The organism is Duganella sp. FT27W (assembly GCF_009295655.1).
Classification (GTDB): domain Bacteria; phylum Pseudomonadota; class Gammaproteobacteria; order Burkholderiales; family Burkholderiaceae_D; genus Rugamonas; species Rugamonas zoogloeoides.
This window is the reverse complement of sequence record NZ_WHIV01000002.1, coordinates 450,218-467,338: the sequence shown is the minus strand read 5'-3', so window position 1 is coordinate 467,338 and position 17,121 is coordinate 450,218. Positions and strand designations below refer to the sequence as shown.

General features: G+C 63.6%; 6 protein-coding genes, 1 tRNA gene and 1 CRISPR repeat array. Of the genes, 6 read left to right on the top strand and 1 reads right to left on the bottom strand.

Annotated features, from left to right (window positions below):
• Positions 1-92: 92 nt before the first annotated feature.
• From F8197_RS08295 to F8197_RS08280, 4 genes are all read left to right on the top strand, one after another.
• Entirely contained in the window at positions 93-1,454 is a 1,362-nt protein-coding gene (locus tag F8197_RS08295; protein WP_152881486.1) for a cache domain-containing protein, read from the top strand.
• 6 nt (positions 1,455-1,460) lie between these two features.
• Positions 1,461-2,078 (top strand): response regulator transcription factor, encoded by a 618-nt coding sequence (locus F8197_RS08290; protein WP_152881485.1) that lies wholly within the window; start codon positions 1,461-1,463, stop codon positions 2,076-2,078.
• A 232-nt stretch (positions 2,079-2,310) separates the two neighbouring features.
• On the top strand, positions 2,311-3,489 hold the full coding sequence (locus F8197_RS08285; RefSeq protein ID WP_152881484.1) for an EAL and HDOD domain-containing protein: 1,179 nt from the start codon (positions 2,311-2,313) through the stop codon (positions 3,487-3,489).
• 5 nt (positions 3,490-3,494) lie between these two features.
• Positions 3,495-5,579 carry a bifunctional diguanylate cyclase/phosphodiesterase gene (locus F8197_RS08280; protein ID WP_152881483.1) on the top strand — a complete coding sequence of 695 codons (2,085 nt, stop codon included), beginning with the start codon at positions 3,495-3,497 and terminating at the stop codon, positions 5,577-5,579.
• 75 nt (positions 5,580-5,654) lie between these two features.
• On the opposite strand, the gene F8197_RS08275 is transcribed toward F8197_RS08280, so the two are convergent.
• Positions 5,655-7,787, bottom strand: coding sequence for a TonB-dependent siderophore receptor (locus tag F8197_RS08275; RefSeq protein ID WP_152881482.1), 2,133 nt, complete (start codon positions 7,785-7,787; stop codon positions 5,655-5,657).
• A gap of 135 nt (positions 7,788-7,922) precedes the next feature.
• Here F8197_RS08275 and F8197_RS08270 point away from each other — a divergent pair.
• Together F8197_RS08270 and cas3 are read left to right on the top strand one after the other, a co-directional pair.
• Positions 7,923-8,012: transfer RNA gene (locus F8197_RS08270), tRNA-Ser, on the top strand.
• A 298-nt stretch (positions 8,013-8,310) separates the two neighbouring features.
• Positions 8,311-14,132: direct repeats of the CRISPR family, unit length 29 nt; unit sequence GTGTTCCCCGCGCTCGCGGGGCTGAACCG.
• 205 nt (positions 14,133-14,337) lie between these two features.
• On the top strand, positions 14,338-17,100 hold the full coding sequence (gene cas3, locus F8197_RS08265) for a CRISPR-associated helicase Cas3' (protein WP_152881481.1): 2,763 nt from the start codon (positions 14,338-14,340) through the stop codon (positions 17,098-17,100).
• Positions 17,101-17,121 lie beyond the last annotated feature (21 nt).

The window sequence follows — 17,121 nt, the reverse complement described above, 5'->3', positions numbered from 1 at the left end:
ATTACGCAGCTGTGTTGCGTATTTCTACGTAGGGGTGAGGGCGCGGGGAGGCGTAAAATCTCGTCTATACAAAATTCGATGGGAATACCCTCATGAAGTTGCGGCAAAAAGTCATCTTCCTGGCCATTACGCCGCTGATCTTCGCCCTGTGCGCCATCGCACTGGCGGTGCAGCACCAGTCCGCCTTGCTGGCGCAGCAGCAGCGCGACACCATCCAGCAAGCCTACCTGAGCAGCAAGGAGGCCGAACTCAAGCACTACGTGGCGCTGGCCACCCACTCCATTTCGCATTTGTACAATTCGGGCCGCAACGACGAGGCCACCCGCAACGAAGCCAAGCGCATCCTCGAATCGCTCAGCTATGGCGACGATGGCTATTTCTTCCTCTACGATATGCAGGGCAACACCCTGATGCATCCGCGCCAGCCCGACCTGGTAGGCAAAAACCTGTTCGAGATGCGCGATGCGCTGGGCCGGCCCACCATCCAGAACCTGCTGCAGCGCGCGCGCAGCGGTGGCGGGCTGGAGCGCTACATGTGGGTCAAGCCCTCGACCCAGAAAGCGGTGGCCAAGCTCGGCTACGTGATTGCCATGCCAAACTGGGGCTGGATGATGGGCACCGGCATTTATCTCGACGACGTCGATCGGGCGCTGGCGCAGATCGACACCCAGCAGTCCGGCAACATCCACAACACCATGCTGTGGATCGCCCTGATCGCAATTGCCGCGGCGCTGGTGGTGGCCGGCGCCGGGCTGGCGCTGAACGTCAGCGAACACCGGGTGGCCGACGCCAAGCTCAAGGTACTGGCGCAGCGCGTGGTGGAGTCGCAGGAAGAAGAGCGGGCCCGGCTGTCGCGCGACCTGCACGATGGCATCAGCCAGTGGCTGGTGTCGATCAAGCTGCAGATCGAGGCGGGCATGATCCGGCTGGCGTCGCCGAAACCCGAACAGCGCCAGGCCGCCACCGCCGTGTTCGAGCACGCGGCCGACCAATTGAGCAACGTGATGGGCGAGGTGCGCCGCATATCGCACAACCTGCGCCCGGCCATCCTCGACGACCTGGGCCTGGCCGCCGCGCTGCACCACCTGGGCCAGGAGTACACGCTCAGTTCGGGAACCCCGGTACACTTCGATACCACGGGCGCGGTCGATGCCCTGTCGGACGTGGCCAATACCGTGCTGTTCCGGGTAGCGCAGGAAGCGCTCACCAACATCGAACGCCACGCCGGCGCCAGGCACATCGGCATCCGCCTGACCGGCACCGCCGCCGGGGTGACCTTGCGCATCAGCGACGACGGCAACGGTTTTGATGCAGAAAGCATCGCACTGCACCCCAAGCACGGCATCGGCCTGCGCAATATGATGGAACGGATGGACGCCATCGGCGGCCGTTTCGAGATCGTGTCCTCCACTGACGGCACCGTCCTCACGGCTTACGCCGCCTATAACAGCTAAATGACTATGACAACACCTATCAAAATCCTGCTGGTCGATGACCACCCCCTGGTACGCGACGGCCTGCGCGCCCGTCTGGAGGCGATGCCGCAATTCGAGGTGGTGGCCGAAGCTGGCGGCGCCGCCGAAGCGCTGGAGCAGGCGGGCCGCCACGCCATCGACCTGGTCCTCATGGACATCAATATGCGCGGCGCCAACGGCATCGAAGCGACCGCCCAGTTCAAGCAGGCGTTCCCCCGCATTGCCGTGCTGATCCTGTCCATGCACGACAAGCTCGAGTACGTGTCGCAGGCGATCCAGGCCGGCGCGCGCGGCTATGTACTGAAAGATGCGCCGGGCAAGGACATCGTGGTGGCGATCGAAACCGTGATGTCGGGCGGGATTTATTACAGTGCCGCGCTGGCGCGCCAGCTGGCCCAGCCGCAGAACCAGGACAACCAGCTGACCTCGCGCGAGCACGAAGTGCTGCGCCATATCGCCAACGGCGAATCGAACAAGCAGATCGCCCGCGCACTCGACTTGTCGGTGCGCACGGTGGAAACCCACCGCCTCAACATCAAGCGCAAGCTGGGCATCGAAGGGCAGGCCGAACTGATACGCTTCGCAGTGCAGCACGCGCAATAGTGTCTTTGATTTGTATGTATGCAACACTTTAGAGTCACTTTCCTAATAGTATTAAGCTCTTTCTAATATTCCGTGTTTCTGGGGCAATATCTGCTATATTCGGACTGCTTGGAAAAGAGCAATTGTGTAAAAATATAAAATGTTTCCCATCCTGTAAGTTGGCTCACTACTCGTCATATGGCACATCGCACAGGGTCCGAACAACGCGCGCCGAACCTTCAAAGAGAACTTGATGTCTGCGCCTGAAAATAAACCATTCCCACTCGCGGAACTCCAGGCAGTCTCCGACGCCCGCTACGCCTGGGTGGCGTTGGTGCTCACCCCTGCCGGGCACGACGGTGCTGAAGTTACCGACCCGTTTCAGGACGCACTGACCCTGCTCAAAACCCCGGCGGTGTTCGACCTGCTGGCGCCGCTCGACGTGATCGTGCCGGTGGCCGCACCAGCCCGGCTGGAAATGTCGCAACTGTCCACCTTGCCGCCTAACCGCGTGATCCTGCGGGTGCCGGCCGCTGCCTGCGTCGATCCGGCGATACAGAAAAAACTGGCCACCCTGGCCGACGCCGGCTACCGCACCATGACCGACGGCGTGGCGCCGGGCTCGGCCGCCACCCTGTGCAGCGCCCGTTCGCTGATGGTCGATGCTTCCGTGGACTTGCCGCCGGTGGTGGCCCTGATCGGCCAGCCTGGCCCGCACCTTGCCACCAATATGCCCAGCGAAGCGCGCATTGTGGCTTGCGCCGAGGCCGGTTTCAGCTGGTTCATGGGCGACTTTGCCAGCAACCCGGACCACGACAACGCTGGCGACGGCACCTCGCGCAAGCGCCTGCTGGCGCTGCTGGGCTTGCTGGCGCGCGATGCCGATACGCGCGAGCTCGAAGTGCTGCTCAAGCAGGACCCGTCGCTGTCGTACCACCTGTTAAAACTGGTCAACTCGGCCGCGTTCGCGCTCAGTTCGCCCGTGCACAGCTTCAGCCAGGCCATCAACGTGCTGGGCCGGCGCCAGTTGCAGCGCTGGCTGCAACTGCTGCTGTACGCGCGCCAGCAGGACGACGGCCTGCCCAACCCGCTGCTGCCGCTGGCCGCCGTGCGCGCCGCACAAATGGAAGCGCTGGTGCGCTCCCAGGGTGGCGACCGCGACCGGCAGGACATGGCGTTCGTCGCTGGCGTGTTTTCGCTGCTGGACCGCTTGCTCGGCATGGAGATGACCGAAATCGTCGCCGCCCTCAGCCTGGACCTGGACGTGGTGATGGCCTTGCTCGACCGCGCCGGCCCGCTGGGAGAACTGCTCAAGCTGGTGGAAGGCCACGACCGCGCCGCGCTGGCCCAGGCCGGCATCGATGCCGAAACATACTGGCAGACCCAGCTGGAAGCCCACCAGTGGGCGCTGCAGGTCAGCCGGAGCCTGTAACGACCATGCGCAGCCACCCCGTCACGGATTTCATCGCCAACAGCGCCGCCCTCTGCGACGCCGTGCTGCGACTGCGTGGCCACGCGCTGGTGGAGGAACTGGGCCGCATCGTGCGCAGCGTGACCGGCAGTCCGCTCGGCGAATATTTACCGGCCGACGCTGCGTCGCTGCTGGCCAAGCTGCCGGCGCCGGAAATCCACGCCGCCAACGACGCGCCGGTACCCACGCTCACCCAGGATATCTGGTTCGACAGCAAATACTTCGGCCGCTTCACCGTCTCGGGCCGCCTCGACTACAGCGACCTCGACCGCCAGCACCTGGCCAGCCTGGCCACGCTGACCGGCAGCGTGCTGCAAGTGCACTCGCTGGCCCAGCGCAGCACCCACGCGTACAGCCAGGTGGAAGCGAAGTTGCAGCACCAGGCGCAAATCCTCGACCACATCCACGAATCGGTGGTGACGATGGACATGAGCGGGTTCATCCTCAGCTGGAACAAGGGCGCCGAACGGCTGTTCGGCTACACCGCCGTGGAAGCGGTGGGCCGCAACATCCTGTTCCTGTACGAAGACGAAGACATGGGCTTCGACGACCCGTTCGTGGAGCAGGGCGGGCGCCTGATGGAAGTGCGCCGCAAAAAGAAATCGGGGGAAATTTTCTGGGCCAGCCTGTCGCTGTCGCCGCTGTGCGACGCCAACAGCCGCTCGGTGGGCCTGATTGCGTACCTGACCGACATCACCGAACGCAAGATGGCGGAAGAGCGTATCCACCACCTGGCCTATTACGACGCGCTGACCAATCTGCCCAACCGCACCTTGCTGACCAAGCTGGTGGACCAGGCGCTGATGGTGGCCCAGCGCGGCCGCCTGCACGGCTGCGTGCTGTTCATCGACCTCAACCGTTTTAAGCTGATCAACGACACGCTGGGCCGCAAGATCGGCGACGCGCTGCTGTGCGAAGTGGCGCGCCGCTTCCGCACCGTGCTGCGCGACCAGGACCTGGTGGCCCGCCTGGGCGGCGACGAATTTGCCGTGGGCCTGTTCGACATCGGCCAGCATTTCGAAGCGAGCATGGTGGCGCAAAAGCTGCTGGCCACGCTCAACAGCCCGATCATCATCGACGGCCACGACCTGCGCGTGGGCGGCAGCGTGGGCATCAGCGTTTATCCGCAGGACGGCGACGACGCCGAAACCCTGCTGCGCCTGGCCGACATCGCCATGTACCGCGCCAAGCAGGAGGGCGGCAGCGACGGCGACCACGTGGCCTTCTACAGCCAGGACATGAACCAGGGCATGCAGGAACGCATGCGCATCGAAACCGGCCTGCGCGCCGCGCTCGGCAACGGCGAACTGCTGCTGCACTACCAGCCCAAGTTCTGCATCGAGAACGGCAGGATCATCGGCGCCGAAGCGCTGGTGCGCTGGCGCCACCCGGTGCGCGGCCTGGTACCGCCGTCCGAATTCATTCCGCTGGCCGAATCGACCGGCCTGGTGGTGCAAGTGGGGGAGTGGGTACTGGAAGCGGCCTGCGCCCAAGCCAAGCAATGGAAAGACGCCGGCCTGCCGCCGATCCGGCTGGCAGTCAACGTCTCCGCGCGCGAATTCACGTCATCGCTGCCGGGCCGGGTGCAGGACACGCTGGACCGCTACGGCCTGGAGCCAACCTGGCTGGAGCTGGAAATTACCGAAAGCACGCTGATGCACAACATCGACCGCGTGATCGGCATCATGGACCGCATCACCGCCATCGGCGTGACGCTCTCGCTCGACGACTTCGGCACCGGCTACTCGAGCCTGTCGTACCTGAAGCGCTTCCCGATCGACACCCTGAAAATCGACCGGTCGTTCACCATCGGCCTGCCGAGCGACGCCAACGACTGCGCCATCGCCAACACCATCATCAGCATCGCCCAGCAGCTCAAGCACAAGGTGATTGCCGAAGGCGTGGAAACCGTGGAGCAGCTGGCCTTCCTGAAAAACAGCGGCTGCGACGAAGTGCAGGGCTATCTGTTTGCCAAGCCGCTGGAGGCGGACGCCTTCGAGCAGGCGCTGCGCGAGAACTGGGCGCCGGGCCACGCCACGCGCGCCGCCTGAACCGGCGTCGCGCTGACGGCGCTGCGCCACCGGGTCGGCAGCGCTGGCAACAGATAACCTTCTTGCGCGCCTTCGTTACAGGTCCACCTTCATGCTCAGCTTGATCAGGCGCGGCGCGCCGGCGGCCAGCCGGGTACCGGAGCCGGCCCAGTACTGCTTATCGCCCAGGTTTTCCACGTTGACCTGCCACGTGGTCTGCCGACCCATCACCTGGTTGACGTAACGCGCACCGGCGCTGAACAGCGTCACGCCGCCCAGGAATGCCTGGTTCAAATCGTTGACCGGGCGCGCGCTGTAGTAATACGCGCCGCCGTTGACCGACAGGCCGGGCACGGCATCGAACGCATACGACAGGAAGGTGCTGGCCGTGCGCTTGGACGCATTTTCCGGCGCCTTGCCGTTGTAGTCGGCGGTCGTGTGTTCGAACTGCGGGTTGAGCAACTGGCCCGACGTCTGCCACGACAGCTGGCGCGTGAGCTTGCCCTGGGTGGAAATTTCCAGGCCCTGGTAATGCTGCTCGCCGTCGGCCACAAAGTAATTGGCGGCGTTGGTGTAATAGCCGGGGCGGCTGATGTCGAACAGCGCGGCCGACACCAGCGTGCCGTTGGCGGTCAGCCAGCGCGTACCGAGCTCCTTCTGCTTGCTCACACCGGGCGCCATCTTGACGCTCTGGTTGACGGTGCCGGTAGGCCCGGTTTCGCCTTCCTCCAGGCCGCGCGCGGCGGACGCATAGAACGACAGCTGCGGCGACAGTTTATAGATCAGCGACACCATCGGCGTGGTCTTGCTCACGTCGTAGTGGGTGGCGCCCTGGTCGCTCCGGTACGACGAGTGACGCACGCCCAGCACGCTTTGCCATTGCGGCGAGAACTCGATACGGTCGAGCGCATAGATACCCTGGTCGCGCGTTTTCAGCGCAGCCGTGGTCGGCGTGGCGGGCCTGGCGCCGAACATCACGCTCGAGAGCGGAATCGCCACCGGGTTGTACAGGTTTTGCGACGCGATCGTGTAGTTGCTCTGGTAGATGGGGTCCTGGGTTTTTTCGGTGCGGGCAACGCCCACCGTCAGCTCGTGCTTGAGCGGACCGGTCCGGAGATTGCCCACCACCTCGGCGCGCAGCAGGTCGGACCCGGTGACGCTGTGCTGCATATTGCCGGTAATGCGGCCGGCGCCGGTGGCCAGTGCAGCAGCGTTATTCAAACGGAAAATCGGCAGCGTGCGGTCGCGCGCGGTTTGCGAGTGGCCGGCCTCCACGGTCATGGCCCAGCCGTCGGCCAGCGCATAGTCGGCGCGCAACTGGGCATTGTTGGTCGTGGCTTCGAAGCGCGCCCAGTCCGGACCGATCAGCGCCTTCGGATCGACCGCGCGCGGCAGCGTGATCACGCCATTGACGGCGGCAGGCAGCGCCACGCCCGCCTGCTCCGTCACGCGGCGCTGGTCATGTTCGAGATCGGCCTTGAGCAGCAGGCGGTTGGTCACGCGCCAGTCCAGCGCGGCCGAGATGAACTTGCGATTGCCATTGCCCACATCGCGCAGGTACGAGCCCAGCGTGCCACCGGCAGCATTGATGCGCACGCCAAACTGCTGCTGATCGCCAAAGCGGCGGCCCACATCGGCATTGGCCACCGCCGTACCGTTCTGGTCCACCGTCAGACCCACGCTGGTCACCGGCGTACTGCCCGCGCGCTTGGTGACAAAGTTGACCACGCCGGCCGGCGACGTAAAGCCGTAGTACAGGGCGGAAGCGCCCTTGAGCACTTCCACCCGCTCCTTGTTTTCCATCGGCACCTGCGAGAAGTTCATGACGGGCATGGATCCGTTCAGGCGGTAATTGGTACGGTTTTCCACCGCGATGCCGCGAATGACCAGTTGGTCCCAGGTGTCGCCACCGTTTTGCTGGCGCGTGACGCCAGCAGTATTGCGCACCGCATCGTACAGGCCGCCCACCGCCTGCAAATCGATCAGCTCGCGCGTGACCACGTTGACGGTGGAAGGCACGTCCATGATGTTCGAGCCGCGAAAGCTGCCGGCCTCGGTGGTGGTCGGCAGCAAGCCGTCGGCGCGGGCGCCCGTGATCTGCACCGCCTGCAACACCTGCACGTCATCCGGTTGCGCTTGCGCCATCGCCAGGCCGGGCAGGCAGGCCAGGGGCAGGGCGTAGGTGAGCAGGAAGTAGCGGGGGCGGCGGGGGCGGCGGGTAGGCGTCATGGTGGTTTTGTGAAGAGCTAGGTGAGGTGCGCATGATATAGAAAATGAGAACCATTCGCAATTGCGGTCGGTACGTAGGGCGTGGGGCGGTTTCGTCGCCAAAGCGGGGTGGATTCTGTATAATGCCCGCTGACAGGAAACGTGGCCGAGTGGTTGATGGCAGCAGTCTTGAAAACTGCCGACGGTTTGCGCCGTTCGTGAGTTCGAATCTCACCGTTTCCGCCAGGATACAAACAAACCGCCCATGAGGCGGTTTTTTGTTTTCTGGCGGAAGCGAGCAGGGCTCCTGCTGGCCTTTCTTAGCCGGTGACCAAATTACAGATAGCTTTTGTCTATCTTTCACCGCATGACAGTGAGGCGCTGTCAAGCTTAAACAGCTGCCCGAATCAAGACCAAAGTATCGTCACATGGCTCCATTTGCTATGATGTATAGCGCCAAGATCTTTAACAATTTAATAATGCAAAAATCGGTGGAAAATAGAGGTACTGTTTTTCTTTTATTTTTCAAGGACTTATAATTGGAGTGTTCCCCGCGCTCGCGGGGCTGAACCGGGAAAGCAGAGTTTTCCGATACCATCGACGCGGTGTTCCCCGCGCTCGCGGGGCTGAACCGACGATCCGCTTTTGTCCGGCTCGGACTGCGGCGTGTTCCCCGCGCTCGCGGGGCTGAACCGACGACGACCGTGATATCTCGCGTGACGCCGATGTGTTCCCCGCGCTCGCGGGGCTGAACCGTTACTGCTACGTAGCCCGGTGATGCGGTCGAAGTGTTCCCCGCGCTCGCGGGGCTGAACCGCCATATCCGTCCGTGGCAAACGCACCTTTGCGGTGTTCCCCGCGCTCGCGGGGCTGAACCGCTCGACCGTCAATGAACCCACACCAGCAGCACGTGTTCCCCGCGCTCGCGGGGCTGAACCGAGTTGCGGATCAGGGATATCGTGCTCACCAGCGTGTTCCCCGCGCTCGCGGGGCTGAACCGCGATCGATTCCTCGCCGGCGCTGGTCGACGTGGTGTTCCCCGCGCTCGCGGGGCTGAACCGTGGATCATCAACATTGGCGCCTCGGTTAGTGGGTGTTCCCCGCGCTCGCGGGGCTGAACCGATCGTTCCTTCCTTTAGTGCTACTGCCATGTTGTGTTCCCCGCGCTCGCGGGGCTGAACCGTCCTGCATCTGGCTTACGGGCCGGATTAGCTCGTGTTCCCCGCGCTCGCGGGGCTGAACCGCCGCCAGAAAGCCACTGCGGAACGACAGTTTCGTGTTCCCCGCGCTCGCGGGGCTGAACCGCCTGCGGGCAGGCCGGTGGAGAATGGGCGCGGGTGTTCCCCGCGCTCGCGGGGCTGAACCGCCGGTGCGAGACGGCAACGGATTGGTCTGGTCGTGTTCCCCGCGCTCGCGGGGCTGAACCGACCTTTTGGATTGGAAACCCATATGAGCATCAGTGTTCCCCGCGCTCGCGGGGCTGAACCTGCGGCATCATCTCGCGCCTGCAGCAACTGGCTGTGTTCCCCGCGCTCGCGGGGCTGAACCGCTGTCCAATGAGATACAACGCTTGCCGCCGTCGTGTTCCCCGCGCTCGCGGGGCTGAACCGCACGTCTGTTGCTTGGTCGGCTGCGTGCCGTCGTGTTCCCCGCGCTCGCGGGGCTGAACCGTAATGCACGCCAGGCACGATACTGCCCAGCAGGTGTTCCCCGCGCTCGCGGGGCTGAACCGCATCAAGAGAAATTGGATGCTTACGCAAACGCGTGTTCCCCGCGCTCGCGGGGCTGAACCGTGGGTGTCGTCGCCACCGTGGTCAGCAACGATGTGTTCCCCGCGCTCGCGGGGCTGAACCGGGCAACTTTGATGTTGCCCATCTTCGAGAAATGTGTTCCCCGCGCTCGCGGGGCTGAACCGCATCTTCTCGATGTCGAGCGGTGGCACCGTAGGTGTTCCCCGCGCTCGCGGGGCTGAACCGACCTCGACGGCAATCAACCTGTCCACCGCAACGTGTTCCCCGCGCTCGCGGGGCTGAACCGGATAGCGCTGGAAACGTGTACGTGTCCACTGAGTGTTCCCCGCGCTCGCGGGGCTGAACCGACCATTGGTGCTGATCGCATGGTGACGCTCACGTGTTCCCCGCGCTCGCGGGGCTGAACCGTTCCCGCTGTCGCAGGGGTTCCAAACCTTCTGGTGTTCCCCGCGCTCGCGGGGCTGAACCGCCATCACCGACCTGTGATCGCTTGATCGGCGGGTGTTCCCCGCGCTCGCGGGGCTGAACCGTCTCTCGCCACTATGTGGAAGTTGAATTTAGTGTGTTCCCCGCGCTCGCGGGGCTGAACCGCTACGATATCGCGGATTGCATCGAGCGGATCAGTGTTCCCCGCGCTCGCGGGGCTGAACCGCTTCTGTCCGTCTGGTACAGAGTTGTAATACGGTGTTCCCCGCGCTCGCGGGGCTGAACCGCTCTCCTACTGGGAGGCGCTCAAAAACATGGGGTGTTCCCCGCGCTCGCGGGGCTGAACCGTACGGCAAGAGCCTGACCGCGCAGCAGCGTGCGTGTTCCCCGCGCTCGCGGGGCTGAACCGCTGCGCATTACTGCTGGCGCTGCTGCTGGCGGGTGTTCCCCGCGCTCGCGGGGCTGAACCGGCTCGAAAAAATATTCGTAATAGTCGGAAGGTGTGTTCCCCGCGCTCGCGGGGCTGAACCGCAGGCGAGACTTATCCGCAGCTTTTCGCGGAAGTGTTCCCCGCGCTCGCGGGGCTGAACCGCGGCCTTCGTTTTCTGTCCGACGTGCCGCCGGGTGTTCCCCGCGCTCGCGGGGCTGAACCGCTGGACCATCAACCTTCGATGCGCACGTGGTTGTGTTCCCCGCGCTCGCGGGGCTGAACCGAATTCTAATGGTATGCCTGGCTATCCTTCGTCGTGTTCCCCGCGCTCGCGGGGCTGAACCGAAGCGATCAACTGCCATCACAACTACGTGGTAGTGTTCCCCGCGCTCGCGGGGCTGAACCGCGACGATCAAATGCTGGTGCGCGGTGAAATTCGTGTTCCCCGCGCTCGCGGGGCTGAACCGACGACGCACTAGCAGGCGCGTTCTATTCACTGGTGTTCCCCGCGCTCGCGGGGCTGAACCGGCATGGAGGTGCGTGTGGTGGGCTACATCGAAGTGTTCCCCGCGCTCGCGGGGCTGAACCGTACATTGACTGCGCCATACGCCACCGTGCAACGTGTTCCCCGCGCTCGCGGGGCTGAACCGCGTACTTCGTACCAACTGGTACGGATTACTTCGTGTTCCCCGCGCTCGCGGGGCTGAACCGGAAAAATCACCATCAACGATGGCGCTGGCATCGTGTTCCCCGCGCTCGCGGGGCTGAACCGCGATTGGTGTCCAGCCCTTTGCGTGTGCGGTACGTGTTCCCCGCGCTCGCGGGGCTGAACCGCGTCCTGTCCATGAGTTTCCTACTTAACGTGAGTGTTCCCCGCGCTCGCGGGGCTGAACCGGCGAGTTGGCGCGCAGCACGCTGTAAGCCGTGGTGTTCCCCGCGCTCGCGGGGCTGAACCGAACGCGGCCAGTTGCAGCCTATCCCCGATACCGTGTTCCCCGCGCTCGCGGGGCTGAACCGACCAGATCATCACCCAGCGCGACGCCTTCCACGTGTTCCCCGCGCTCGCGGGGCTGAACCGCAGATCGATGTGCCGGGCGTGTAGCTGCCGTCGTGTTCCCCGCGCTCGCGGGGCTGAACCGGCTGCTAATCCGGATTGGGAGGTCCCGTTCTAGTGTTCCCCGCGCTCGCGGGGCTGAACCGCTATTACAAGCGCTAAGATGGCGTTTCGCATAGTGTTCCCCGCGCTCGCGGGGCTGAACCGGCGAGCACGGGTGTCCTGCAATCTTTTCTGGTGTGTTCCCCGCGCTCGCGGGGCTGAACCGGCTGGGACTGTGCTCGGCGCCGGCGCCCGTGCGTGTTCCCCGCGCTCGCGGGGCTGAACCGCAGTGAGCGCGAACCATGCTGCGGTCTTCGGTGGTGTTCCCCGCGCTCGCGGGGCTGAACCGGTGGGCCGCATCCGGTTGAAAAACGTGGTGGGGTGTTCCCCGCGCTCGCGGGGCTGAACCGCCACCTCATGATTATTGAGAGTCATCGGTATTGTGTTCCCCGCGCTCGCGGGGCTGAACCGCGGCCATCTCCGCAGCGACGGTGGCCTGAGCGGTGTTCCCCGCGCTCGCGGGGCTGAACCGTTTCCCTCCATGAAATAGTGCAGAGCGTTGCCGTGTTCCCCGCGCTCGCGGGGCTGAACCGCGAGTGTACGAAGAGCGCGGAGAGCAGATCAAGTGTTCCCCGCGCTCGCGGGGCTGAACCGCCTGGGATCGTCATTTTCGTGGCCGAGTTGGCGTGTTCCCCGCGCTCGCGGGGCTGAACCGCGTACGGCGCCGATCGAGAGAATGGCCGCGTCGTGTTCCCCGCGCTCGCGGGGCTGAACCGTGAGTCTGTCGCTGCTGCGCGCCCTGTTCAACGTGTTCCCCGCGCTCGCGGGGCTGAACCGCCTGAATGGCTCGCTGTCCACGCTGCGCGGCAGTGTTCCCCGCGCTCGCGGGGCTGAACCGCCGCATCCGCTCCTAACGCGGCTCTGGTGGCGGTGTTCCCCGCGCTCGCGGGGCTGAACCGGCTGCTGCCCCTGTGGTGCCTGTAGCAGCACAGTGTTCCCCGCGCTCGCGGGGCTGAACCGCCAATTCTTTTTCCAGATAGCTGATGCGTTCCGTGTTCCCCGCGCTCGCGGGGCTGAACCTATTCGGCTACACCCGCGTATCTTCTCAGGAACGTGTTCCCCGCGCTCGCGGGGCTGAACCGCATTCTTCGCACGTTACTGGCGGCGGGGGCGCTTGTTCCCCGCGCTCGCGGGGCTGAACCGGCGGCCTATGCGGTGCGCAGCGTTGCCAGCAAGTGTTCCCCGCGCTCGCGGGGCTGAACCGCAGGACGGCAGATTTCGCCAGGTGAGCAATAGGTGTTCCCCGCGCTCGCGGGGCTGAACCGCTCACTGATTTTCTTTTTCGCTGCAACGAGTAGTGTTCCCCGCGCTCGCGGGGCTGAACCGAAACCGGGCGAGACGTATTTGCGTAGCAAATCGTGTTCCCCGCGCTCGCGGGGCTGAACCGCCAGCTTGCGCGGTATTCAATGAGCGGCGCAGGTGTTCCCCGCGCTCGCGGGGCTGAACCGGTGATCAGCTGGTTACCAGACGCATCGCGACCCGTGTTCCCCGCGCTCGCGGGGCTGAACCGACGGCGCCGAAGCCCCCTTGATCTAACCCTTCGTGTTTCCCGCGCTCGCGGGGCTGAACCGTTGTAGGCGACGAGCACCGGGGCGCCGGCCGATGTGTTCCCCGCGCTCGCGGGGCTGAACCGGCCATGGACGCTACGCGGACGGTCATCGAGAAGTGTTCCCCGCGCTCGCGGGGCTGAACCGTCGTGAACGTTGGTCCACGTAGGCGTAGCAGCGTGTTCCCCGCGCTCGCGGGGCTGAACCGGACTATGACATGCGTATCGCTCAGTGCATCGTGTGTTCCCCGCGCTCGCGGGGCTGAACCGACACGAGGTGGCCATGCCCGACACTACCCGCCGTGTTCCCCGCGCTCGCGGGGCTGAACCGGCGGCGCGGTTGAGCCCATGATGCTCAAGGGTGTGTTCCCCGCGCTCGCGGGGCTGAACCGGCCGTCAGCACAGCGTCGAGGTGCTGCATGACGTGTTCCCCGCGCTCGCGGGGCTGAACCGGCGGCGCGGTTGAGCCCATGATGCTCAAGGGTGTGTTCCCCGCGCTCGCGGGGCTGAACCGGAATACGCGAACCGAACTAGCCACGTTTTGAGGTGTTCCCCGCGCTCGCGGGGCTGAACCGCAGCTCGCGTTCTCGCTGGGGCAGGTGGGCCGGTGTTCCCCGCGCTCGCGGGGCTGAACCGCCAACTTGTGGAATTTATTGTGGGCATACCACGTGTTCCCCGCGCTCGCGGGGCTGAACCGGCTTACTGGTACGGCCTGGGCAACCAGTATCAGTGTTCCCCGCGCTCGCGGAGCTGAACCGTCGATGCTCGGGGAGGTGGCCTGCAACATGAAGTGTTCCCCGCGCTCGCGGTGCTGAACCGGTGCAATGGCTCGGCCGCACCGGTGCGCCGGAGTGTTCCCCGCGGGGCTGAACCATTCAGGCGTCACGCCCATAGCGTCACGCCGTCGTGTTCCCCGCGCTCGCGGGGCTGAACCGGCCAAATCCGCGAAGAGTTCGAGGACTCCGACGTGTTCCTGGCGCTCGCGGGGCTGAACCGCGTGGAAAATCAACCTTAAACTCTACTCCCGGGTGTTCCCCGCGCTCGCTGGGCTGAACCGTCGGCCTGTGCGTGAACTTCGACAAAACCAATGTGTTCCCTGCATTCAAGGAGCTAAGCTGCGCGACTTTCGCCACAGTGGCACGTTTATCGGGTGCTCCCCGCCACCAAAACGCCACAAAAATTATTGCTAAAAAAAAATAAAGGTTTCATTTTCTAATAAAATAAATTACATTTGTTTTTTTTGTAAAACTCCGCATCTGCCAATGACCGACAATGCAGCAATTAACCAATTCTGGAACTACTGGGGCAAGGCAAAACCTGCTGATAGCGGGCCGAAATTTCATCGGCTGGTTTATCACAGCCTCGACGTGGCCGCAGTTGGTGAGGCATTTCTGGAGCAATCTCCCGCGCTGCTCGATCTTTTTTGCCACCGTCTGCAGTGCTCGCGCGCAGCGTTTCTTTCGCTAGCCAGTTTTTTCCTTGCCCTGCATGATTTGGGGAAATTCAGTAATACATTTCAATTGCAGCGTGCAGATCTTGTTATGGATTTGCAGGGGCGTGAAGCCAGTGCCAGAAACTATTCGGAGCGACACGACACGCTTGGATTCTGGATATGGAAAGAGGTGGCCAGGGATGGCATACTCGACGATATCGGCCTGACCGGCATCGGGCCAGCGATCAATGACTGGATGCGGGCAGTCTGCGGTCATCATGGCATGCCGCCCAAGGATAGGGGCGAGACCGATTATCACTTTCGTCGCGAGGACGAACGTGCGGTCGCTGAATTCATCAAGGCGATGGCCGCTCGCTTGCTCAGTGACGAGGCAAAGCGCGTGCCGGAACTAACCGGCGACGGTTTTGAAGATATCAGCCCATCATTGTCCTGGTGGTTCGCCGGCCTGACGGTGCTGGCCGACTGGCTTGGTTCGAATACCGTCTTCTTTGCCTACCACGACGAGTCCGGCTGCCTCGATGCCTACTGGGACGAGGCTCGCGTCAAGGCACGCGAAGCGCTGGCTGCTACGGGAGTCTTGCCGGTACCGGTTGCACAGGATAAAACGCTGCGCGACTTCTTTCCCTATATCGAGAATGCATCGCCCTTGCAGGCATGGGCGCAAAGCGTCGAGCTACCCAACACACCGCAAATTTATTTACTGGAAGATGTGACCGGCGCTGGCAAGACCGAGGCGGCGATGATACTGGCGTATCGCTTGATGGCGCAGGGCGCGGCCCAGGGATTTTTTGTCGGCTTGCCCACCATGGCCACCGCCAATGCCATGTACGGACGCGTGTACGAGGTCTATCAAAAATTGTTCGACGGCGATGCCAGCCTGGCGCTGGGCCACGGTTTCAGGGACCTGGTTGAACGGTTTGCCGAGTCGGTGTTGCCACCTGGCCCAAGCGAGCGCGATGCCGCCCAGCGTGACGACACGGCCAGCGCACGCTGCACGGCCTGGCTGGCGGATCACAACAAGCGGGTGTTGTTGGCGCCGGCCGGCGTGGGCACCGTGGATCAGGCTTTATTGGCGGTTCTGCACAGCAAACACCAGTCATTGCGCTTGCTGGGACTGTTCAACAAGGTGCTTATCATCGATGAGGTGCATGCCTGTGACCTATACATGGAAGGCGTCCTGAAAGTATTGCTGCGATTTCATGCAAGCATGGGCGGTTCGGCGATCCTGCTATCGGCCACCTTGCCGAACCGAATGAAGTCCGGCCTGTTGCGTGCCTATGCTGGGGGCAGTACTTCGGGCCTGGCGCTGCCGCCACTCGAAGAAACGTATCCGCTGGCAACGCGCTGGTGCCAGGGCGATGCGGAGCTCTTGCAGGAAAAGCTGGCATCGCGGCCCAATGTTTCCCGAACCGTAAAAGTACGTTACCTGTGCGACAAAGAGCAGCTATATGCTGATGTCCTTGCTGCCTTGGCCGATGGCAAATGTGTCGGCTGGATCCGCAACACCGTTGGCGATGCGGTCGATGCGTACGCGCACCTGGTCCGTCACATTGCACCGGAAAAAATCACGCTGTTCCATGCGCGCTTTGCACTGGGCGACCGCCTGAAGACCGAGGAAAAAGTTCTGGCGTTATTTGGCGATAAAAGCAGTCCAGCTCAACGCCAGGGGAGGTTGATGATCGCCACCCAAGTAGCCGAGCAGTCGCTGGACGTCGATTTTGACGTACTGATTTCGGACCTGGCGCCGATCGACCGGCTGCTGCAGCGGGCCGGACGTGCCCATCGTCACATCCGCGATACCGTGGGTGAACGGTTGCGGCAGAGCGATGTCGTAGATCAGCGCGGTGGTTCCAGTCTGTGGGTACTGGCGCCGCCCTGGACCGAGGCGCCAGCGGGTGACTGGTATGGCGCCTCTTTCAAGGCCGCGCAATATGTCTATGACCGCCATGACCAGATGTGGCTTACCGCCAAGGCCTTGCAGGAGGGGCAGTTCAGCATGCCAGGCGATGCCCGTCGCCTGATCGAAATGGTGTACTCGGGCGAGGAAGAGGTGCCGGCTACTTTGCACGAGGGCGCCATCAAGGCAGAAGGCAAAGGATGGGCACACGCCAGCCAGGCGCAAATGAATTCGTTACCTTTTGATAAAGGCTACACACGTGGCGAAGTGGGCGACTGGTGGGCCGATACCAAGACGCCGTCGCGCCTCGGCGAAGAAACGCGGGAAGTCATGCTGGCCAAGTGGGTGGATGGACACTTGCTGCGCTGGGATGAGCGCGTCTGGCCTTACAGCATGGTCAAGCTGGCGGCCAGAAAAATGGGAAATATCGAATTGACAGGCAGCGACGAGGAACGCGAGGTGTACGACGCGTTGCTCAAGACTTTGCCCTCGGAGGGCAAATATTGCACCTTGCTGCCGCTCACCTTGCGGCCCGATGGCAGCTGGCAAGGCCAGGCTTGGAGCGCAGCGAAAGATGAGCGCGACAAGTCCGTGCGCTTGTTGACATGGCTGTACGACGATGAGCTTGGATTGCGGATCAGGGAGTCCGATGCAACGGATGCTGCATCGGACTGAGCCCCGCAATGGCGGGGAACG